The sequence below is a fragment of the Rhodococcus rhodochrous genome (assembly GCF_900187265.1).
Classification (GTDB): Bacteria; Actinomycetota; Actinomycetes; order Mycobacteriales; family Mycobacteriaceae; genus Rhodococcus; species Rhodococcus rhodochrous.
In genome coordinates, this window is the sequence record NZ_LT906450.1 from 4,781,796 (window position 1) to 4,803,606 (window position 21,811).

A 21,811-nucleotide genomic window follows, 5' to 3' on the forward strand; every position below is an offset into this window, starting at 1 on the left:
CCTCCGACGCGCCCTGTTGGCCGCAACGTCTTCGAATCGGATGGTGCATAGCGGGGGTATGTGTTCTGGTCTTCGCTACGTGGAGTCTGGTTGACAGTTCTGTGAGTATCCTCCACGAGGAGTTGGTATCCACGATCGGTTCGCTGTTGTACGGAGCAGCAATGCTGCTCATGGGCGTGATGTGTGTCAGACTCGGAGGGATTCGACATATCCTGTATTCCCCACGCATCAGAAGTTACAGGCATCCGGAACATGGCACGGGAATCGTTGTTCCCGGAGGATTTACGCCTCTAACTATTTTCATGGTCCTGCTCGTCGTGGTCGGGCTCGGATGCCTGGCCGTAGCGGCGCTGAACATCTACATCACCGACAAATCCGAGTTGCCTTACGGTCGCGACCCTCACGCCACTGCAATCTTCATGTTCGTGGGTGGGGTCGTCGCCCTGATCGCATCGGCAGTGTTCGCATGGTTCCGGCTCCCAACAACAGTGGGGTTGTACCCGCAAGGAATCGAAAGAGTCGTGCGCTCTCGCAAGCTCCGACGAAACAATGCCACCGTGCAGTTCGTGCGTTGGGACGCTATCGAAGGCATCATCGGAACGGATATCGTGACCCGTTCCGGATCCGGCGACGTCCGCACTCCGATGATCCACATCCACACGACCGGGCAGATTCCGCCCGAAGCGCGCATCCCCCACGACGAAGAACACACTCTCGCCATCGTCTGCACCTGGCTCATCGCAGAACCCAACACCCTACTGAGCCTGATACGACGAATGAGCGAACGGCCGCACGACCGCACGCTCCTCGCTCGGGAAGACGCGGCCGAACTTCTCAGACCACCGCCATTACGAGAGCGATTCCGGATGGCACGCCACCAGGAGGCGTCTCGATGAACGCTTCGCTTCAGACGACGCTCTCCGACTACCTCGCAGCACACGAAGTCGAACTGAACCCCTGCAGCCCGGACGATCCGCGGCACCCGCAACCGGAACTCCAGGCGCCGGAGGGTTGGATAGTTCTCCCTCGCGATGTCTTTCCGCATGCACATACGGTTCTCGTGGCTCCCGAGCACGTCGCGGACGATTGGGTGCCCAACGCCGTCCTCCTCCACGGCGCACTGTCGAAATGGCGGCCGACGGACGAACTACTGGAGGTCGCGGCGCGTGAAGCTCGCGAACTGCCCGCGTGGAGGGAGACGCTCCTCGACACATCCGATTTCCGCGGGCACCGATCGGTGATCATCCAAGGCTCCTATCGAGTGGACGACGTCGAGTACACCGCCGTGACGCGATACCTCGTGATCGACCACGAGTACGACCGCTACCTGACGCAACTGACGGCAACCGCACGCTCCGACAGTCTCGGGTCGCTCGACGTTCACATTCACACAATCCACGAAAGTCTGATCGTGCGGCAGGAGGGAAGGCCACGTGAGTGACCCTGCCGGAGACTCTTCTGTACAGCACCAATTCGATCCTGTATGGCCGCAACGCTTCCGGCCGTTCTTGTTCGCCCTCGGAACCATTCCGGTCTGGCTCGCCGTCACGGTGCTGGCCTGGGGTGCCGGTGACGATCATTCGACCTCGATGATCGACTCCTTGTTCATCGCCGCAGTGGTCATACTGCCCGCAGCACACATGTTCCACATGGCAGGATTCCAGCGGATCGGATTGCACCCCGGGATCCGGCACTGTCACGACGACACCCATGGACCTGGAATCGAAATTCCCTATCAACGGTTGCTTTACGCGCACGCGGCCTTCTGGCTGTCCTTCGTCACTGCAATAGTGGCGATCGGCATCCGTTCAGCCGACGAGCGACGAGGGATGAACGGGCCTTCCGATTCTCACCCTCCGGACGGGTCTTTCTGGATGTGGACGACCTTGGCCGTGGTCCTCGCCGGTGCCCTTCCGTTTCTGTTGCGACCACGTGGAGGTCTGTACCTCTATACAGACGGCATTCAGCGTCGCACGAGTTGGCTCTACCGTCGCGCAGTGTCGGATGTATTCGTCCGGTGGGAGGACATCGAGCAGATCGTGCCCGACGTCTACACTGTGACGTCTCGTGGTGCGGAGATACACCATCCGCTCATCAGGTTCCGTGTTCCGGGATTCAGCGTGACACGTCCGCGCGTGCCTCACGACCAGCCGGGTGCCTTCACCGTGATGGCGTACGTTCTCGTCAGCGAGCCCAACGCGCTGGTCGGGCTCGTCGACCGCCTCCATCGGTGTCCCGACGATTGCCATCTCGTCACGACACCCGAGGGCCCAGAACTCCTTCGTCCCCTTCCGGTGCGGGAACGCCTACGCATCGCACGGAAGATTCCGCGTCAACAGTGGGAATGGTGATGGGTACGCAACACCGGTGGTGGGTCCGCAACGCCGACAGTGACCGACCACGTTGCGAGCCTTCACCCCATGTTGCGTACCTCGGTCAGTTTCCGTTGTTCGGGCCGTGGACGCGGCGGTGCAGTGCTTCCATCCGCAGGTCCAGATCGCGCGCCGTCTCCGCGGCGAGGCGGAGTTCCTCGCGCAGTTCGTCCGGGACCTCGCGGTCGTGCTTGTAGTAGATCTTGTGTTCCAGACTCGCCCAGAAGTCCATGGCGACGGTGCGGATCTGCAGTTCGACGTAGACGCGCTCGACCCGGTCGGACATGTACACCGGGATCTGGACGATGACGTGCACGCTGCTGTACCCGTTGGGCTTCGGGCGCGCGATGTAGTCCTCGATCTCGACGACCGTCACGTCGAGCTGGCTCGTGATCATGTCGATGATCCGGTAGACGTCCGACGTGAAACTGCACGTGATGCGGATACCGGCGATGTCGCGGACGGCCTCGCGGATGCCGTCGAGCGAGGCGGGCGCACCCTTCCGTTCCGCCTTGGCGAGGATCGACTCGGGACTCTTCAACCGCGACTTCACGTGCTCGATCGGGTTGTATTCGCGGGCGTAGGTGAACTCCTCGCGCAGGATGTTGATCTTCGTCATCATCTCGTCGATGCCGAACTTGTACACCATGAGTGCGCGTCGCAGATCCTGCGCGAGATGCTCCACTGCGACCAGCGGTGCCTGCACGTCGTCCGGTGTCGGTAGTCCCGGTTCGGGTTCGCCCACCGTCGTCTTCACTCGATTCCTCCTCGACTGCTTCCGGGATCGAGTCTGCCAGTCCGACGACGACGGGCGGTTCCCACCTCCTCGACCTGCAGTTATGCCGGATACCTCACTCGAACAGGTCGGGCAGACCGTCCGAGATCCGATCGGGGAACTTCGGGTCGCGCTTCTCGAGGAACGACTCCACGCCCTCACGGACGTCGCCGGAGGTGCCCCGGACGTGGATACCGATCGACTCGGCCCGATGCGCGACTTCCGGGTCGGGCGCACCGAGCATCCGCCACATCAACTGCCGGGTCAACGCGACGGAGACGGGCGCGGTGCCGGCGACGAGGTCCTCCGCGATCTCGAGGGCACGCTCCAGCACCCTGTCGGCGGGCACGACCTCGCGGACGAGACCACGTTCGTGCGCTTCCGCGACCGGCACCATGCGACCACCGACGGTCCATTCGACGGCGGTCGAGATGCCGACGGCGCGGGGCAGGAACCAGGTGGAGCAGGCCTCCGGGACCAGGCCGCGGCGGGTGAAGACGAACCCGAACTTGGCGGTGTCGGCGGCGATGCGGATGTCCGCCGGGAGGGTCATGGTGACGCCCACGCCCGCAGCCGGGCCGTTGATGGCGGCGATCACCGGCTTGAGCGACCGGTAGATGCGCAGCGTGACGCGACCACCGAGGTCGGGCGGAGTTCCACCGGTTTCGGGGTCCTCGCCGAGGACGAAGGTGTCGCCACCGGCCGCGAGGTCGGCGCCCGCGCAGAACCCGCGGCCGGTGCCGGTGAGCACGACCGCCCGCACGTCGTCGTCGGCATCGGTCTCGTCGAAGAGGGAGATGAGCCGTTCACCCATGTCGTCGGTGAACGCGTTGAGGCGAGCGGGACGGTTCAGCCGGATGACCGCGACGGAGCCGTGGCGCTCGAGCAACACATCGTTTTCGGTACCGGTCTCTGTCACGTCGTCTCCTCGGTTCGCTGTCGGTCGTTCAGCGCCCGATGATAGGACTTCTAGCGATCGTTAAATAGCACTTCGGGACTCAGCGGGACTCACGCTTGCCGCGACCGAGTCGGTCGACGACGACGGCCCGCAACGAACGCGCTTCGATGCCGGCCTCGCGGCGGGCGCGTCCTCGGGTCACGAGCACACCGACGAGCGCGATCCCCCAGATCGGGTACTGCGCGAACCACGCGACGCGGAAGGCCTCGAAGGTGTAACCGCCGAGCCGGTCGAGCACGATGCCCATCGTCTGCACGACCAGCAGCGTCGCGAGGAAGCCACCGATGTTGACGATGCCGTTGGCCGTGCCCAGCGCGGTCCCGGGATTGAAGGTGCGGGCGTAGTCGAAGCCGATCATCGATCCCGGGCCGCCCACCGAGATGACGACGACCAGCACCACGAGCAGCCACAGCGGTGCGGGCCCGGGCAGGGCGAGCACCGCCGACCACGTCACGGCGCTGGCGAGGATGATCACGAGCACGAGCCACGAGCGTCTGGTCGGAAAGCGTCCCGACAGCACGCCGAGGATCGGTCCGGCCGAGATGGCCGTGACCACCGAGACGGTCAGCATCGAACCGGCCGCCGCGGGTGACAGACCCTGCGCGGAGACCAGATACGGCACGCCCCACATGAGCGCGAAGGTCGTCACCGAGAATTGCGTGCCCATGTGGGTGAAGAAGCCGAGCTTGGTGCCGGGGCGCCGCCACACCGTGCCGAGTCCGCCGATCACCTCGCGCAGCCCCGACGCGGTGACCTCCCGCGCCTCACCGGGCGGGGTGTCGCGCACGATCGCGAACACGAGGACGCACGCGAACAGGCCGAGCGCCGCAGCGCTGCCGTAGGCGGCCGTCCATCCGGTGCCGGTGAGCAGCAGGACGAACGGCACCGCCGACAGCACCTGGCCGAGCTGACCGAAGATGCCCGTCAACTGCGAGACCACAGGAACCCGACGCGGAGCGAACCACACCGGCACGAGCCGCAGCACCGAGATGAACGTCAGGGCGTCACCCACACCGACCAGCACACGAGCCAGATACGCGACCGGCAGCGACTCGGTGACGGCGAGGATCGCCTGGCCGACAGCGAGGATCACGGCGCCGGTCGCGATCATCCGCCGCGAACCGAACCTGTCGAGCAGTACACCGGCCGGGATCTGCATCCCCGCATAGACGATGAGCTGCAGGACGACGAAGCCGGACAGCACCGACGGCGAGATCTCGAAGCGTTCGGTGGCGGCGAGTCCGGAGACACCGAACGCCGTCCGATGAAGGACGGCGACGATGTAGGCGAAGACTCCGATACCCCAGACCAGCCATGCCCTCATGTCACAAGGACGATACGCGCCGGTCTGTTAACGGTGCTAATTACTCACGGCCGAGCGACACCCACGTCGGGTCGGCCGCACGCGGACCGGCGACCTTGTCGGCGAGACGATCCAGCCGCGCGACCTGCTCGTCGGTGAGCGTCACATCGAGCGCACCGGCGTTCTCCGTCACGCGACTCGCGTAACGGGTGCCGGGGATCGACACCGACGGCAATCCGAACTCGCGACCCTTCGCATCCAGCCATGCCAAAGCGATCTGCGCGATGGTCGCGTCCGCCTCCTTCGCGACCGCTCGCACCTCCTCGCGCACCGCGAGGTTGGTCGGCAGGGCATCGGCGCCGAAGCGCGGGAAACGCTTGCGCAGGTCGTTCCGGGCGACCTGGCCGGGATCGAAGGCGTCGGTCAGCAGTCCGCGGCTCACCGGCGAGTAGGGCACGAAGCCGATGCCGAGTTCGGCGGCAGTGGGCACCACGTGCCGTTCGACGTCGCGCGAGACGATGCTCCACTCCGACTGGATCGCCGCGATCGGGTGGACGGCGTGCGCGCGGCGCAGCTCGTCGCCCGTGGCCTCCGACAGTCCGATGTGCCGCACCTTGCCGGCCTGCACGAGTTCGGCGAGGGCACCGACCGTCTCCTCCACCGGCACCTCGGGATCGACACGGTGCAGGTAGTACAGGTCGACGTGGTCGACGCCGAGACGCCCGAGCGACTCGTCGATGGCCTGCTTCGCGTATTCGGGACGGCCGTTGATGCGACGGTTGGCGGTGCCCGTGCCGCCGACCGCGCCGACGAGACCGAACTTCGTCGCCAGCTGGACCTCGTCCCGCCGCTCGGCGAGCAGCTTGCCGACCACCTTCTCGCTGGTGCCGTCGCCGTAGACGTTGGCGGTGTCGATGAATGTGACGCCCAGATCCACGGCGTGGTGCAGGGTCGCGAGTGCCTCGTCGAGATTCACCTCGCCGTAGGCGGGGGCGACGGACATCGCGCCGTAACCCTGGGCGCTGACGACGAGACCGGGCGCGAGCTGGACGGTGGGGACAGGCATGTACTTCTCCTCGACGACGACACGGTGCGACTCCCGATCGTCCCGCATCCCGCGCATGATCGCAGGAGTTGAAATCGCCGTGATCCGAGCAGCCCGCGCCCTAGGCTGAGATCCATGGCGACCGACTGGCTCTCCCTGCAACGAACCGCGCGTCGCGAGTTCGACGACCGTGTCGCGCAGATCCGCGACTGGCACGCACCCACTCCGGACACCGAGTGGGACGTCACCGACCTGGTGTGGCACATGGTCGACGAGCAGCGCTGGATCCAGCCGCTGCTCTCCGGCCGTTCCCTCGACGACGCGAAGGCCGCGCTCGAACCGATCGGGGACGACCTCGCCGCCGAATGGGCACGCTTCGCCGAGCAGGCGACCGCCGCGTGGGCGATGGCGTCACCGGCTCAGGAGGTCCACCTGTCCTACGGCACCGTCCCGTGCCTCGACTACATGAAGCAGCAGATCGCGGACATCACCGTGCACACCTGGGATCTCGCCCGGGCCATCGGAGCCGACGAGACCCTCGACGCCGAACTCGTCGACGCCGTGCTCGCCGATGTCGAACCGCAGAAGGACATGCTCGCCTCGAGCGGTCTGTTCGCCGATCCCGTCCCGGTCCCCGACGACGCGTCCCCACAGGACCGACTCATCGCCCTCACCGGCCGCGACCCCAGGAAGACGTCATGACGGACCGACCCGACATCAAGCCCCGCAGCCGCGACGTCACCGACGGCATGGAGAAGGCCGCCTCGCGCGGCATGCTCCGCGCAGTGGGCATGGGCGACGACGACTGGGGCAAGCCGCAGATCGGCGTGGCATCGTCGTGGAACGAGATCACGCCCTGCAACCTCCCGCTCGAACGACTCGCGCGCTCGGTGAAGGAGGGCGTGCACGCCGCAGGAGGCTACCCGCTCGAGTTCGGCACCATCTCCGTGTCCGACGGGATCTCGATGGGACACGAGGGCATGCACTTCTCCCTGGTGTCGCGGGAGGTCATCGCCGATAGCGTCGAGACGGTGATGCAGGCCGAGCGACTCGACGGCTCCGTGCTGCTCGCGGGATGCGACAAGTCCCTGCCCGGGATGCTCATGGCCGCGGCCCGCCTCGATCTCGCCGCCGTCTTCCTGTACGCCGGGTCGATCCTGCCGGGCATCGCGAAACTATCCGACGGCACGGAACGCGACGTGACGATCATCGACGCCTTCGAAGCGGTCGGGGCGTGTGCGCGGGGCCTGATGTCCGAGACCGACCTCGACGCGATCGAGCGTGCCATCTGCCCCGGCGAGGGTGCGTGCGGCGGCATGTACACCGCGAACACGATGGCCGCCTCGGCCGAGGCGCTCGGCATGTCGCTGCCGGGAAGTGCGTCGCCGCCCGCCACGGATCGTCGCCGCGACGGTTTCGCCCGGCGCAGCGGCCAGGCTGTCGTCGAGATGTTGAAGCGTGGCATCACCGCGTCCGACATCCTCACCAAGGAGGCGTTCGAGAACGCCATCTCGGTGGTCATGGCCTTCGGTGGGTCCACGAACGCTGTGCTCCACCTGCTCGCGATCGCGCACGAGGCGCAGGTGGATCTGAGCCTCGACGACTTCGTCCGGGTGGGCGCGCGGGTGCCGCACCTCGCCGACGTCAAACCGTTCGGCCGGCACGTGATGAAAGACGTCGACCACATCGGCGGTGTCCCGGTCATCATGAAGGCGTTGCTCGACGCGGGTCTGCTGCACGGCGACTGCCTCACCGTCACCGGGAAGACCGTCGCGGAGAACCTCTCCGGCATCGCTCCCCCGGACCCCGACGGCAAGGTGCTGCGCGCCCTGAGCGACCCCATCCATCCCACCGGTGGCATCACGATCCTCCGCGGCAGCCTCGCTCCCGGCGGAGCGGTGGTGAAGTCCGCGGGCTTCGACGAGTCGGTCTTCGAGGGAACGGCGCGGGTCTTCGAACGCGAACGGGCAGCGATGGATGCGCTCGAGGACGGCACCATCACCGCCGGCGACGTGGTGGTCATCCGCTACGAGGGCCCCAAGGGCGGCCCGGGCATGCGCGAGATGCTCGCGATCACGGGCGCCATCAAGGGCGCCGGGCTAGGCAAGGACGTCCTGCTGCTCACCGACGGACGGTTCTCCGGTGGTACCACCGGGTTGTGCGTCGGGCACGTCGCCCCGGAGGCCGTCGACGGCGGCCCCATCGCCTTCGTCCGCGACGGCGACCGGATCCGTCTCGACGTCTCGAACGGCCTGCTCGACGTGCTGGTCGACGAGAAGGAAATGGAAACGCGGCGACAGGGCTGGGAGCCACTGCCGCCGCGCTACACCCGGGGTGTACTGGCGAAGTACACGAAGCTGGTCGGTTCCGCATCGAACGGTGCGGTGTGCGGATGAGGGTCGGGTGAACCCTCCCGCTCCAGGGGTGCTGCTAGATCGGACGGAAACCTGCGCCCGGCCCGCCCCGACCGTTGATGTCGGCCATGATCACGTCGATGTTCGTTCCGACCTCTGGGCCGGCGCACGGCGCGAGCAGGTAGGCGTTGACCATCGCGACGAGCGTCGTGCCCACCACGAGCGGTGCGCCCGAGTCGCCTTCGATGACGCACACCTGCGTCCAGGTCTCCTGCGAGCCGAACACGTCGCCCCAGACGATGCCGCAGGTGTTGCCCGTGGTGCGGCCTTCCTTGCAGGCGATGTTCGGGAAGCCCGCGGGGGCACCGAGGCCGGTGATCGTCACGTTGCCGACGCGGTTGACCGGAACGACCTTGCCCCGGTCGAACTCGATGACGGCGTAGTCGAGCCGTTCGTTGGTCGACACGATGCGGCCCACCGAGCCGGCAGCGAGGTCGTATTCGGCCTTCACCGTCATGCCGGGAGAGCCGCAGTGCGCGGCGGTGAGACCCACGAGGCGACCGGCGGCGTCGTTGCCGATCGTGGTGAGCGTGCAGTCGAAGATGTCCTGCCCGTTGTCTCCGAGAGTGATGCCCGAACCGCCACCGAGGGTGACCGGAGGAGCCGCGACGGCCACCCCGGAACCCGCGCCGACCAGCGCGACCGCGCTCGCGATTGCAACAACCAGTTTTCTGAACATGGAGGCCCTCCTGCGCTGCGCCGTCCGGCAGCCGTCGGGCTGAGCGTACTAGAGGTTTCCGCCGGATTTCCGGGTTGCGCCCAAGCTTTCCAGAGCTTGACGGGCCTCCTCGAGCTCGCGGCTGAGCTGCGCGACCCGCTCCTCGGCCGCGCGACGCGCCTCCTCGATCACCGACTGGACGGCCTCGGTGGCCGTGGGATCGCCGAGTTCCTTCACCGCACGTTCGACGGCGTCGGGTGCGACCGGCGCGGGCTTGCCGACCTTGCGGGTGCCGTGCGCGACCCCCACCGTCCACTCGTTCTCCGGGTCGATCGTGACGGTGATCGTGATCGACGGCGCCTTCTTCGCCTTGCGGGCCGGGGCCTTCGGCTTCGCCGGTGCCGGCGGCCGGGAGGCGGGAGCGTCGGACGAAGCGGAGGTCGTCTGGGTCACGGGCTTCTTCTCCTGGGCGCGGGGAACCGCAGCGGCCGCTGGGCTCTCGGACTTCGGGGTAGCAGGCTTCGGGGTAGCGGGCTTCTCGGCGACCGGCTTGGGTGCGGTAGCCCGTGGGGTCGCGGGTTGCACAGGTGCCGCCTTCGCGGGGGTCGCCTTCGCCGGAGCGGGCTTCGCACTGCCGGATGTGCGCGCGGCCTTCGCCGGGGCGCGCTTGGTTCCGGCCGGCTCGCGGGTGGCGCGCAGTTCGTCGGTCTCGAACGGCAACTCGTCGTCGACGCCCTTCGGCCGCACCATCACGGTGCTGCCGCTGATCGACACCACCCGCGCCGACGTCCCCGGGTCGATGCCGAGACTCGGAATGCCCTCGACGAGGTAGACGGTCGCGCGGCGCCCCTCGGCGAGAGCAGTACCGAGCTCTCCGAGTTGTTCCTCCGTCAGGTGGTCCGCGCGTCTGCGGGGCGACATGCGACGTCCTTTCTCGGTTCGCCGAAGGGTCGGCAGGGCTTCGATGACGGTCACTGTCGCACATCCGTACGACACGCCTGTACACCTGTTCGATACGACCTGCCGCGCACATGGGCCCCGGGCACGGTAAGGATGGAGGAGTGACCCCGTCCGATCCGGCACCTGCATCAGGAACCGACGTGCTGTCCGTGATCCAGTCACAGCTGGAGAACGCGCTGCTCGGTGGTCCTCTTCGCTACACCCTGAACGAGGTGGCCGAGTTGTGCGGGCTCGCACCTGCGCGGGTGCGCCGGCTGTGGCAGGCGCTCGGTCTGACCGTCGATCCCGATCCCGACGTCGTGATGTTCACCGACGGCGACGTCGAGGCCCTGCGTGCGACGGCCGCCATCATCGCGAGCGGCGCGATCGACGAAAGCCTCGAAGTGCCCGCAGCCCGGTCGATCGGACAGTCGATGTCGCGGCTGACCGAGTGGCAACTGAATCTGCTCAACACCCACGTCTTCACCCAGTTGGCCTCCGCCTACGAGAAAGCGGAGACTCCCCCGCAGGAAGAGGAGATCCGCGCGCTGATCGACCACATCGTCGATCGCACGACCGAACTCGCAGTGAGCCTCCAGAGCCACATGTGGCGTCGGCACCTGGTGGCCACGACCGCCCGGGCCGCCGCGCGCCCGCAGGATTCCGGGGAGCTCCACGAGTTGGTCGTCGGTTTCGCCGACATGGTCGGCTACACGCGGCTGACCCGGCAGATCGATGCGGCCGCGCTGAGCGAGCTGCTCGACTACTTCGAATCGGAGGTCTCCGACGTCATCGCCCGGCACAACGGCTGGGTGATCAAGACCGTCGGCGACGAGGTGATGTTCGCGGCCGAACGTCCGGTCGACGCCGCACGGATCGCCCTCGAACTGCAGGATTCGTTCGGGTCCCAGAAGGACTATCCGGACCTGCGGATCGGGCTGGCGTGGGGTCAGGCGTTGCCACGCTTCGGCGACCTGTTCGGTTCGGTCGTCAACATCGCGGCCCGTCTCACCGGCGCGGCGCGGCCGGGCACGATCCTCGTCGACGAGAACCTCGCCGACGCCCTCTCCGACTGCGAGGAGTTCCGCTTCCAGACGGTGCGCACGCTGCGGCTGCGGGACTTCCAGCATTCGCGGCTGTACGTCCTGCGTCGTCCGCGCGAGGAGAAGAAGGCGGCCGTGGGCGCGGATGGTCTCGGCGACGAGGACATGGGTCTGTGACCGGCCTGTCCTAACGATCCGTCCGGCGGGCTCTGCGCGCCGCGATGAAGTCGTCGACGATGTGCTCGCACGCGCGTCGGTCGATGGGCGCGAGCGTCGCGAGACGATTGAAGACGATCGGTCCGAGCAACTGGACCAGCGCCAGGTCGTAGTCGAAGTCGCCGAGTTCACGGCGGGCCTCCGGGGTGGCGAGGACGCGGTCGAACGACGACCGGTAGCGGTCGACGAGGATCTCCCGCAGCGACTGCAGTTCGGGCCGCTCGCTGCGTCCCGGTTCCTTCGTGAGTTCGCCGAGGCCCGGCCCGAGTCCCATCCAGCACATCGCTGTCAACGGGATGGGCGCCTCCTCGATGATGCGTGCCTGGGCGGCGAGCAGTTCGACGAGGCGGCTGCGGAGATCGCCTTCCTCCGGGACCGGCGGCGCCGGTGGGAGAAGCCGTGCGAAGGCCGCGGCGACCAGCTCGGTTCCGTTCGCGAAGTGCCGGTAGAGGGTGGCCCGCGCGACGCCGGCCGAGGCGGTGACCGCATCGATCGTCACGGCGTCGGCACCGCCGGTCGCGAGGAGGGTGGTGGCGGCGTCGAGAAGTCGGGCGCGCGAACGCACGCGGCGCGGATCCTCGTCGCGCGGTGAGGCGGGCCGGGTCTCGACGTCGCGGCGGGGTTCTGCTTCGGGTTCGACGCTCACGCCTCCAGTTGTAGTCGCTGAGAGCGAAGCATGTGCGAGACCGGTGGTTCAGTTACGATACCGGCAGTCTCGTTTCTGGTCCCGGCATTCCCCTCCGTCCGGAAGGCTCCCGTGTCCGACAGCACCGCGACCACCACCGCACCTCCTCGCATGACGCGAGCCCAGATCCGACTGCTCGCCGTCGCGTGCTCGGCTGTCGCCGTGGTCATCGCGGCGATGGCCTCGCTCAACACAGCCCTGCCCGACATCGCGGTCGACACCGGCGCGACGCAGTCCCAGCTGACCTGGATCGTCGACGGCTACACCCTCGCGCTGGCGGCACTGCTCCTTCCGGCCGGCGCGCTGGGCGATCGGTTCGGCCGCCGCGGCGTCATGATCGTCGGCCTGATCGTCTTCGCCGCCGGTTCGCTGTTGCCGCTGGTCGCCGACGCACCGTTGTGGATCATCGGTGCACGCGCGGTCGCGGGTGTCGGTGCGGCGCTGGTCATGCCGTCGACATTGTCGCTCATCACCGCAGGTTTCGCGGAGGGTCATCGGGCGCGTGTCATCGGCATCTGGGCCGGCGTGGCCGGATCGGGTGCCGTGCTCGGCATGATCCTGTCGGGGTTGGTGCTCGAATACGCGTCGTGGCGGGTGATCTTCGGAGGTTCCGCCGCCATCGCGATCCTGCTGGCCGCCCTCTCGTTCACCATCGCCTCGTCGCGCTCGGCGCAGCCGTTGCCGTTCGACTTCGGGGGCGGCATCCTCGTCGTCCTCACGGTGGGTCTGTTCGTCCTCGGCGTGATGGAGGGTCCGCATCGCGGATGGGCCGACGTGGTGACGCTCGGGTCGATGATCGCGGGTCTGGCGGCGGCTGCCGGGTTCGTGCTTGTCGAGCTCCGATCGAAGGCACCGTTGCTGGACGTGCGGTTGTTCCGTCAACGGGCGTTCGGTGTGGGCGCGGCCGGGTTGTCGTTCCAGTACCTCGCGGGCTTCGGCTTGTTCTTCCTCATCGTGCAGTACCTGCAGCTCGTGCTGGGCTACTCACCACTGCGGGCCTCCCTGGCACTGACGCCGATCTTCCTCGTCGTCATGGGCCTGTCGCTCGCCGTGCCCGCGCTGCTGACGCGGGTGGGCATCCGCATCCTGCTCAGCGCCGGCCTGGCGCTGATCGGTGTCGCCCTGATCCTCATGGGTCTGCTCGACGCCGACTCCACCTACGTCGAGGTGGCGTTCGCGCTGAGCATCGCGGGTGTCGGCGTCGGTATCTGTACGGCCCCCGCGACCCACGCGATCGTCACCAATACTCCCGAGGACCAGCTGGGCGTGGCGTCGGCGGTCAACGACGCGACCCGCGAGATCGGCGCGGCGATCGGTGTCGCGATCACGGGCAGCGTCCTGGCTGCGGCGTACGGGCACGGCATCGATCCGGTGGCACCGATGATCCCCGAGCCGGCCCGGTCCGCCGTGCAGGACTCGCTCGCCGCCGCGATACAGGTCGCCGAGCAAGCAGGCCCGCAGGGCGAGCAACTCGCCGAACTCGCACAGAACGCCTTCCTCGACGGCTTGCAGCAGGCCTCGTGGGCGGTCGCCGCGATCCTCCTGGTCGGAGCGGTGATCTCCGCCTTCTGGGCACCCCGGCGCTCGTAGCCCTCCCCTCTTCCTTTCTTCCCGATGCCCGCGACGCAGGTTGCGGGCATTGTGCTGTGCGCACGATCACGCTAACCTGGATAACAGTTACCAGTCGTCACACTAAAAAGGTGGAGACATGACCGCATCGCTCACCCGCGAGACCAGCAAGGGCTTCATTCCCGGCGTCGCACTGTCCGATCGCGAGGAAACCGCCGGACGACTGCTCGCCTCGTCCGCACGCAAGTCGTACGACCCGGTCGTCGAGGTGGACTGGGAGGCCCCCGTCCCCGACGACAAGTTCGGCATGACCCCCGAATGGAGCACGCTCTACGGCACCGCGCTGTGGGACGAACTCACCGAGGAACAGCGCATCGAACTGACCAAGCACGAGGCCGCGAGCGTCTCGAGTGTCGGCCTGTGGTTCGAGATCCTGCTCATGCAGATGCTCCTGCGCGACGTCTACGACCGCGACAAGCATTCGCGCCACGTGCAGTTCGCCCTCACCGAGGTCGCCGACGAGTGCCGCCACTCGGTGATGTTCGCGCGTGCCGGCGAACGGTTGAACATGCCCGGCTACGGTCCGGCCCGCTACATCCACCAGCTCGGCCGCCTGTGGGGCCGGTTCTTCAAGGGCGCCAACGCCTATGCGGCAGTGATGGCGGCCGAGGAGATCCTCGACATGATGCAGCGCGACTTCATGCGCGACGAGCGGGTCCAGCCCGTCACCCGCGCGGTGTCGAAGATCCACGTCCTCGAGGAGGCCCGGCACATCCGCTTCGCGCGCGAGGAGGTCGCACGCCGACTCTCCGGGGCGAGCCGTGCACGCCTGGCGATCGAGCGCTTCAACACCGCGCTCGTGGTGTTCTTCGTCGTCAAGAGCATGATCCACCCCGACGTCTACGCCAATGCGGGCCTCGACCGCGAGCGTGCTCTGCGAGAGGCGAAGGGCAACAAGCACTATCACGATCGCGTGCGCAAGTCCGGCGCGAAGCTGATGACCTTCCTCGACAACGTCGGCCTCATCGGCGGACCGTCGAAGATCCTCTACAAGAAGGTCCACCTGCTCTGACACGGCCTATCGGCCGCATAACGAAATGTGCGCAGTTCTCGTCGATCCCCGAGGGGATTTCCGACGAGAACTGCGCACAGCCGTTCGTGGCGAAAGCCGAAGGGCGTCAGCCCACCTTCTCGGTGGCATGCAGACTGTCGTCGCGCTCCTGCTCCGGGAACAGCGTGCGCGTGATCTTCCGAGCGGTGTCGGCGACGATCGGCGCCACCCACTCCAGACGGGTCGAACGGGCGTCCGCCGCCAGCGACAGGGCGGCAACCGGGCCGTCGACGCCGCGGAGTGCAACGCCCACACATCCGATGCCGCGCGCAGCCTCCTCACGCTCGAACGCGACGCCCCGACGCTTACGGATGCGGTTGAGCTCCTGGTGCAGCGCGACGTGATCGCGGATGGTGCGCTCGGTGCACGGCACGAGCTGCTTGCCGTACAGCGCGTCGATGCGTTCGGGCTCGAGCCACGCGAGGATGGACTTGCCGGCCGCGGTGGCGTAGGCGGGGAACCTCCCGCCGACCCGCGACGGCACGCTCGACGCGAGCTGCCCACCGACCTTGTCGAGGTAGAGCACCTCGTTGCCCTCGAGGACCGTCAGGTGGACGACGGCGCCGGTCTGCATCGCCAGGTCGTGGAGATGCGGCGCGGCGGCCTCACGGATACGGCGGTGGCCCGTGTCGCTGCCACCGAGGCCGAGGGCACGCGGGCCGAGGCAGTAACCGAAGGATGCGTGCTCGATCCAGTCGCGACGCACGAGGTGGTCGAGGATGCGGTGCACGGTCGAGCGGGGCAGTCCGGAACGGCAGGTGACCTCTTCGAGAGTGAGGGCGCCGCGGCTGTCGAAGGCCTCCAGGATGAGGGTCATCCGATCGACCATCGATGGCGGAAGTTCCCGCTTGGACGAGGTTCCGACGGGCTCGAGCGCGGAGTCGACGGCGGTCAACTGCACCTCCAAAAGTCCTGGCCACGACCCTGCGCGCCTCATGAAACTGGAATCTGTTCCAGAACGTTAGCAGTAACAGCGGTCACACCGGAAGGGGTACACACAGACTGTAGGTACTCCGGAGTCAGTTTCCTGACGAGAGTGAATTCCTATGAGTCTGGTCGGAATCGCGCGGACAGGCTATTGTCGGGACCGTGAGCAAGACGTACGAGCGCGCGAGCCGGTCGCCGCACCGTCGTGCCCCCCTGTCGTGTATCCGCGGGTGCCGGGCCCGCTGACCGCCGCACCCGTTCCCGCCCCCTCGATGCTGCCCGACGGCGTCGTGTCCGGGGTCCGAAGGTCAGCATGTCGACGATCAGAACACATCCCGAACCCGGAGCAGAGCCATGAGCGACACCACCCCTGAAACAACCGATCCCAGCGCGAACTGGAGCTTCGAGACCAAGCAGATCCACGTGGGCCAGCCCGCCGGTGGCGACACGAAGGCCCGGGCCCTGCCCATCTACCAGACCACCAGCTACACCTTCGACAACACCGATCACGCCGCGGCGCTGTTCGGTCTCGCCGAGCCGGGCAACATCTACACCCGCATCATGAACCCGACGCAGGACGCGGTCGAGCAGCGCATCGCCGCCCTCGAAGGTGGCGTCGCCGCCCTCCTGCTCGCGTCCGGACAGGCAGCCGAGACCTTCTCGATCCTCAACCTGGCGCAGGCCGGCGACCACATCGTGTCGAGCCCGTATCTCTACGGCGGCACCTACAACCTGTTCCACTACACCCTGCCCAAGCTCGGCATCGAGGTCACTTTCGTCGAGGATCCCGACAACCTCGACCAGTGGCGCGAGGCCATCCGCGACAACACCCGCGCGTTCTTCGGCGAGACGATCGCCAACCCGAAGAACCACATCCTCGACCTGCCCGGCATCTCGGGTGTCGCCCACGAGAACGGGCTGCCGCTGATCGTCGACAACACGGTCGCCACCCCCTACCTGCTCCGCCCGCTCGAGCACGGCGCCGACATCGTCGTGCACTCGGCCACCAAGTACCTCGGCGGTCACGGCACGGCCATCGCCGGTGTCATCGTCGACGGCGGCACGTTCGACTGGACGCAGGGCCGCCACGCCGGTTTCACCACCCCGGACCCGAGCTACCACGGTGTTGTCTTCGCCGACCTCGGCGCGCCTGCCTACGCGCTCAAGGCGCGCGTGCAGCTGTTGCGCGACATGGGCGCAGCGGTCTCCCCGTTCAACGCCTTCCTCATCTCGCAGGGCCTCGAGACGCTGAGCCTGCGCATCGAGCGGCATGTGGAGAACGCACAGAAGGTCGCCGAGTTCCTCGAGGGACGCCCGGAGGTCACCTCCGTCGCCTACGCCGGCCTGAAGTCCTCGCCGTGGTACGACCGCGCCCAGCAGCTCACCCCGCGCGGCGCCGGTGCGATCGTGGTGTTCGAGCTCTCCGGCGGCATCGACGCCGGCAAGCGCTTCGTCAACGCGCTGACCCTGCACAGCCACGTCGCGAACATCGGCGACGTCCGCTCGCTGGTCATCCACCCCGCGTCGACGACCCACTCACAGCTCACCGGCGAGGAGCAGATCGCCGCGGGTGTCACGCCGGGTCTCGTGCGACTCGCCGTGGGCATCGAGAACATCGACGACATCCTCGCCGACATCACCACCGGCCTCGAGGCTGCGGGCAGCTGACCCGAAGGATCGAAACAAGCGACGGCCCATCCCTTTTCGGGGTGGGCCGTCGCCCTTTCCGTTGGGATCGGGACACGACGACGAGCGCCCGGAAGCAGGTCGCACAAACCGGACGGTAGGCCGCAGGGGACGCGGCACACGGATGGTTCCCACTGATCGGGACGATGCTGGGGCGGCAGGCACGGGTCGGTGCATGGTGTGCAGACCGTCAGCGCGACCGAGCTTCGTAAACCTTTGTGTACGCCCTGCTCCGCACATGCACCGTGCGGTCCCCCGAAAGGCGAATCCTTGGCAGCACCAGTAGATCTGCAGCAGATGATGCACACGGTCGTCTCCCGGCTCACCGGCCCGGGTGGCAGATTCGAGATCGTCGAGGAGGAGGTCCGCGGCAACCGCATGCCTGTGATGCGCAACCGCGATCGCCGGATCGGTGATCTCGTCGCCGCGTCCCGGCAGTGGGGCGACCGCGACTATCTCGTCACCGCAGATCGCCGCATCTCGTTCGCCGAACACGCCGATGCCGTCGCCGCCCTCGCCACCGCGCTGCGCGACGACTACGGCGTGCGCAAGGGCGATCGTGTGGCCGTGCTGGCCGCCAATTCACCCGAATGGGTCGTCACCTTCTGGGCCACCCAGTGCCTCGGCGCGATCACCGTCGGTCTCAACTCGTGGTGGACTCCGACCGAGATCACCTACGGGGTCGATCTCACCGCACCCAGGGTGATCGTCGCCGACGCCCGGCGCGCCGAACTGCTCGCCAGAGCCGACGTCTCGGGATTCGAACTGCTCACGATCGAGGACGACGTGCCGCGGATCGTGGCCGAGAGGTCCGGCTCGGAACTGCCGTCCGCGGATGTGGACGAGGACGATCCCGCGGTCATCCTGTTCACCAGCGGGACGAGCGGTCATCCCAAGGGTGCGCTGCACTCTCACCGCAACGTGCTCGCGGTGGTCGATTACCACCGCTACTCGGATGCGCTGGTGGCGGCGATTCACCAACGCTCTTACGACGATTCGGTGCCCGGCGACAACCGATACCTGTTGGCGTCACCGCTCTTCCACATCGCGAGCCTCCACAATCTCGCGATTCCGCGACTGGCGACGGGCAGTGCCGTCGTCATGACGCAGGGTGCCTTCGACGTCGACAAGGTGTTCGCGCTCATCGAGCAGGAGAAGGTGACCAACTGGGGTGCGGTGCCGACCATGGCCGCCCGCATGCTCGAACACGAGGACCCCGACCGGTACGACCTGTCGTCGCTCACCGCGTTCGCTCTCGCGTCGGCGCCGTCTTCCCCTGCATTGAAGCAGCGGCTGCGCGAGAAGTTCCCCTTCGCCGGACAGGCGCTCGTGGACAGCTACGGGCTGACCGAGTGCAGCACCGCCGTCGCCGTCGCCACGGCCCCCGAACTCGAGGCGTTCCCGGGCACCCTCGGCAGTCCCATCATCACGGTGAGCCTGGAGATCCGTGATCCGTTCGGCGAACGGGTGCCCGACGGCGACGAGGGCGAGGTGTGTGTTCGCAGCCCGTACGTGATGCTCGGGTACTGGGAGGATCCGGAGGCCACCGATGCCTCGATCACCTCCGACGGGTGGTTGCGCACCGGGGACTACGGCACGATCGAGAACGGACGCCTGCGGCTCACGGGTCGCCGGTCCGATCTCATCCTGCGCGGCGGCGAGAACGTCTATCCGACGGAGATCGAACAGCGCCTCGACGAGCACCCCGACGTCGTGGAGAGCGCAGTGATCGGCGTGGACCACGAGGATCTGGGACAGGAGGTCGCGGCCGTCGTCGTGCTGCGGCCCGGCAGCACGGCCGCCGAGGACGACCTGCGAGCCTTCTGCGCCGAGCGACTGGCCTACTACAAGGTGCCCACCGTCTGGCGGATCACGCAGAATTTGCTCCCCCGCAACGCGACCGGCAAGATCATCCGACGCTCGATCACCGTCTGATCGACGAGCGCACCGGTCACTCGCCGAGCCCGAACAGCGACGTGGCGTTGTCGCGGCACACCGCGCGGATCCACTCGCTGTCGGGCGCGACGCGTTCGAGCACCTCGAGCTGGTGGAGATAGCCGTACGGGATGTTCGGAAAGTCCGTGCCGAGCAGGATCTTCCGGCGCAGCGTGTCGAGGCGCGGCAGCTGATCCTTCGGGAAGGGTGTGTCCTCCTCGACGAAATCGGTGAACGCCATCGTCGTGTCGAGATACACCCGCTCGTACTGCTCCGCGAGGTCGAGGAACTCGCGGTACTCGGGCAGACCCATGTGCGCGACGATCACCGTCAGCTGCGGGTACCGGCGCATGAGCTCCTGCATCGGGGCGGGGCCGGTGTACGTGCCGGGCGCCGGGCCCGACCCACAGTGCACGACGATGGGCACGCCCGAGTCCTCGAGCAGGCCCCACACGTCGTCGAGGAGCGGGTCGAGCGGCGAGTAGTCGCCGACCTGGATGTGGGATTTGAACACGCGCGCGCCCGCCTCGATCGCCGCGGCGACGTACTCCTTCGCGTCGGCCTCCGGGTAGAAGGTGGCGGTGTGGAGGCAGTCGGGGGTCCGGGCCGCGAAGTCGGCCGCCCACGAGTTGAGCCACGCCGCCATCTCCGGCTTGTGCGGGTACAGCATGGCGGTGAACCGGTGCACCCCGAAGTCGCGGAGACGCGTGACGCGTTCCTCCTCGTCGTGCCGGTAGGTGATCGGCCAGGGCCGTCCGACGAGCGGACCCGCGGAGTCGAAGTACTCCCAGACCTTGTCCATCACGTTCTTCGGCATGAAGTGGGTGTGAACATCGATGAGGACGTCGATGTCGTGACGCCGGCGGAACTGCGCTACCTGTTCGATTTCGTTCACGCTGCGACCGTACCGAAGCGATGGCGACGAAGGCAGCCGAGCAGAAAACAACAGGTCACAGACAGCATCTGATCCAGTACAGGACAATTGCCCAGGTTAGGTTAAGCTAACCGTAAGATAGGCTGTCCTAAGTGCCTATCCCATTTTTTGTGAGCGAACACCGAGGAACATCGATGAATGCATCCCGCCTGTACCGAGGTGCCGTGCTCGGCACCCTGGCCGCCCTCGCCCTGACGGCATGCTCGAGCGACCCGGCCACCGAGTCGTCCGACACCTCCGCCGCCACCGTCACGGTCGAGGACAACTTCGGTACGCAGACCGTCACCGTGCCGCCCGAGTCCGTGGTCGCCACCGACAACAGCACCTTCGAGACACTCGATACGTGGGGCGTTCCCCTCGCCGCAGGCGCCGTATCGCTGATGCCGAAGACGATCTCCTACACGGAGGACGACAGCATCGTCGATCTGGGATCGCATCGTGAACCCAACCTCGAAGCCGTCGTTGCGGTCGAGCCGGACCTGATCATCAACGGCGGGCGCTTCGCGCAGTTCAGGGAGCAGTTCCAGGATCTCGCACCGGACGCCACCATCGTCGAGGTCGCGCCGCGCGACGGCGAGGACTTCGCCGAGGAACTCAAGCGCGGCACCACTGTCCTCGGTGAGATCTTCGCCAAGGAAGCAGAGGCACAGGAACTCAACGACGCGTTGGACGCGTCGATCGCCCGGGTCCAGGCCGCATACTCCCCGGATCAGTCGGTGATGGGTCTGATCGTCTCCGGCGGCGAGATCGGTTACGTCGCCCCGAGCACCGGGCGCACCATCGGCCCCATGTTCGACATCTTCGACCTGACCCCGGCTCTCGAGGTTCCCGAAGGCACCGATGACCACCAGGGTGACGACATCTCCGTCGAGGCCATCGCCGCATCGAACCCGGGCCTGATCATCGTCATGGACCGTGACGCGGGTACCTCGACCGGTGGCGGCCCCGACTACGTGCCGGCGACCACGGTCATCAACGACTCCCAGGCGCTGCAGAACGTGAAGGCAGTCCAGGAGGGCAACATCATCTACCTGCCCGCCGACACCTACACCAACGAGAGCATCCAGACGTACACGGAGTTCTTCAACTCCCTGGCGGACCTGCTCGAGAAGAACGCGCAGAACGCAGACAACCCGTGATCTGCGCCCCGAGCGCAATCGAGTACTGAACCCACAGCGTCGACCGCCGTGGACTCGGCCACGAGCCGGGTCCACGGCCGACGTGCTTCCGGAGCAGAGATG

20 protein-coding genes are annotated in these 21,811 nt (G+C 67.2%); 11 read left to right on the top strand and 9 right to left on the bottom strand.

Annotated features, from left to right (window positions below; translation table 11 throughout):
* The first annotated feature begins 161 nt into the window (after positions 1-161).
* From CKW34_RS21860 to CKW34_RS24565, 3 genes are read left to right on the top strand one after another with little or no spacing between them, the layout of a single operon-like run.
* Positions 162-896 carry a hypothetical protein gene (locus CKW34_RS21860; protein ID WP_231921768.1) on the top strand — a complete coding sequence of 245 codons (735 nt, stop codon included), beginning with the start codon at positions 162-164 and terminating at the stop codon, positions 894-896.
* Complete coding sequence (locus CKW34_RS21865; protein ID WP_059382856.1) at positions 893-1,441, top strand: LpqN/LpqT family lipoprotein; 549 nt, start codon at positions 893-895, stop codon at positions 1,439-1,441. Before CKW34_RS21860 ends, CKW34_RS21865 begins: the two co-directional genes overlap by 4 nt.
* The gene (locus tag CKW34_RS24565; RefSeq protein ID WP_174479637.1) at positions 1,434-2,351 is read left to right on the top strand and encodes a hypothetical protein; all 918 of its coding nucleotides are present in this window, start codon (positions 1,434-1,436) and stop codon (positions 2,349-2,351) included. The genes CKW34_RS21865 and CKW34_RS24565 overlap by 8 nt, the downstream gene beginning before the upstream one ends.
* An 85-nt stretch (positions 2,352-2,436) precedes the next feature.
* On the opposite strand, the gene CKW34_RS21875 is transcribed toward CKW34_RS24565, so the two are convergent.
* The 4 genes from CKW34_RS21875 to CKW34_RS21890 form a co-directional block, all read right to left on the bottom strand.
* On the bottom strand, positions 2,437-3,129 hold the full coding sequence (locus CKW34_RS21875; protein WP_024102151.1) for a GTP pyrophosphokinase: 693 nt from the start codon (positions 3,127-3,129) through the stop codon (positions 2,437-2,439).
* 94 nt (positions 3,130-3,223) lie between these two features.
* Positions 3,224-4,066, bottom strand: a complete 843-nt coding sequence (locus tag CKW34_RS21880) for an enoyl-CoA hydratase-related protein (protein ID WP_059382854.1) — start codon at positions 4,064-4,066, stop codon at positions 3,224-3,226.
* A 79-nt stretch (positions 4,067-4,145) separates the two neighbouring features.
* Positions 4,146-5,429: an MFS transporter gene (locus tag CKW34_RS21885; RefSeq protein ID WP_059382853.1), complete on the bottom strand. Its 1,284-nt coding sequence runs from the start codon at positions 5,427-5,429 to the stop codon at positions 4,146-4,148.
* 40 nt (positions 5,430-5,469) lie between these two features.
* The gene (locus CKW34_RS21890; protein WP_059382866.1) at positions 5,470-6,474 is read right to left on the bottom strand and encodes an aldo/keto reductase; all 1,005 of its coding nucleotides are present in this window, start codon (positions 6,472-6,474) and stop codon (positions 5,470-5,472) included.
* A 114-nt stretch (positions 6,475-6,588) separates the two neighbouring features.
* Here CKW34_RS21890 and CKW34_RS21895 point away from each other — a divergent pair, with 114 nt between their 5' ends.
* Entirely contained in the window at positions 6,589-7,155 is a 567-nt protein-coding gene (locus tag CKW34_RS21895) for a TIGR03086 family metal-binding protein (RefSeq protein WP_059382852.1), read from the top strand.
* Positions 7,152-8,849 carry a dihydroxy-acid dehydratase gene (ilvD, locus tag CKW34_RS21900; protein ID WP_059382851.1) on the top strand — a complete coding sequence of 566 codons (1,698 nt, stop codon included), beginning with the start codon at positions 7,152-7,154 and terminating at the stop codon, positions 8,847-8,849. The genes CKW34_RS21895 and ilvD overlap by 4 nt, the downstream gene beginning before the upstream one ends.
* A gap of 34 nt (positions 8,850-8,883) precedes the next feature.
* On the opposite strand, the gene CKW34_RS21905 is transcribed toward ilvD, so the two are convergent.
* Positions 8,884-9,546 (bottom strand): chymotrypsin family serine protease, encoded by a 663-nt coding sequence (locus CKW34_RS21905; protein WP_059382850.1) that lies wholly within the window; start codon positions 9,544-9,546, stop codon positions 8,884-8,886.
* A gap of 48 nt (positions 9,547-9,594) precedes the next feature.
* Positions 9,595-10,446: a DUF6319 family protein gene (locus CKW34_RS21910; protein WP_059382865.1), complete on the bottom strand. Its 852-nt coding sequence runs from the start codon at positions 10,444-10,446 to the stop codon at positions 9,595-9,597.
* Positions 10,447-10,586: 140 nt separating this feature from the next.
* Between CKW34_RS21910 and CKW34_RS21915 the strand changes: the two genes are divergently transcribed.
* A complete protein-coding gene (locus CKW34_RS21915; protein WP_059382864.1) occupies positions 10,587-11,684 on the top strand; it encodes an adenylate/guanylate cyclase domain-containing protein in 1,098 nt (365 codons plus the stop codon).
* Between the two features lie 10 nt (positions 11,685-11,694).
* On the opposite strand, the gene CKW34_RS21920 is transcribed toward CKW34_RS21915, so the two are convergent.
* Entirely contained in the window at positions 11,695-12,369 is a 675-nt protein-coding gene (locus CKW34_RS21920) for a TetR/AcrR family transcriptional regulator (RefSeq protein ID WP_370670852.1), read from the bottom strand.
* A 150-nt stretch (positions 12,370-12,519) separates the two neighbouring features.
* On the opposite strand from CKW34_RS21920, the gene CKW34_RS21925 reads away from it, so the two are divergent.
* Both CKW34_RS21925 and CKW34_RS21930 read left to right on the top strand, forming a co-directional pair.
* Positions 12,520-13,998: an MFS transporter gene (locus CKW34_RS21925; protein ID WP_059382862.1), complete on the top strand. Its 1,479-nt coding sequence runs from the start codon at positions 12,520-12,522 to the stop codon at positions 13,996-13,998.
* A gap of 118 nt (positions 13,999-14,116) precedes the next feature.
* Positions 14,117-15,049, top strand: a complete 933-nt coding sequence (locus tag CKW34_RS21930; protein ID WP_059382849.1) for an AurF N-oxygenase family protein — start codon at positions 14,117-14,119, stop codon at positions 15,047-15,049.
* Positions 15,050-15,155: 106 nt separating this feature from the next.
* Here the strand turns inward: CKW34_RS21930 and CKW34_RS21935 are convergent, their stop codons facing one another.
* Complete coding sequence (locus CKW34_RS21935; RefSeq protein ID WP_370670853.1) at positions 15,156-15,983, bottom strand: IclR family transcriptional regulator; 828 nt, start codon at positions 15,981-15,983, stop codon at positions 15,156-15,158.
* Between the two features lie 386 nt (positions 15,984-16,369).
* Between CKW34_RS21935 and CKW34_RS21940 the strand changes: the two genes are divergently transcribed.
* Together CKW34_RS21940 and casG are read left to right on the top strand one after the other, a co-directional pair.
* Positions 16,370-17,683, top strand: coding sequence for a bifunctional o-acetylhomoserine/o-acetylserine sulfhydrylase (locus CKW34_RS21940; RefSeq protein WP_059382847.1), 1,314 nt, complete (start codon positions 16,370-16,372; stop codon positions 17,681-17,683).
* Positions 17,684-17,971: 288 nt separating this feature from the next.
* Positions 17,972-19,636 carry a steroid-24-oyl-CoA synthetase gene (casG, locus tag CKW34_RS21945; protein WP_370670851.1) on the top strand — a complete coding sequence of 555 codons (1,665 nt, stop codon included), beginning with the start codon at positions 17,972-17,974 and terminating at the stop codon, positions 19,634-19,636.
* A gap of 16 nt (positions 19,637-19,652) precedes the next feature.
* Here the strand turns inward: casG and CKW34_RS21950 are convergent, their stop codons facing one another.
* Complete coding sequence (locus CKW34_RS21950; protein ID WP_059382846.1) at positions 19,653-20,531, bottom strand: amidohydrolase family protein; 879 nt, start codon at positions 20,529-20,531, stop codon at positions 19,653-19,655.
* Between the two features lie 173 nt (positions 20,532-20,704).
* Here CKW34_RS21950 and CKW34_RS21955 point away from each other — a divergent pair, with 173 nt between their 5' ends.
* Positions 20,705-21,709: a siderophore ABC transporter substrate-binding protein gene (locus CKW34_RS21955; RefSeq protein ID WP_059382845.1), complete on the top strand. Its 1,005-nt coding sequence runs from the start codon at positions 20,705-20,707 to the stop codon at positions 21,707-21,709.
* Positions 21,710-21,811 lie beyond the last annotated feature (102 nt).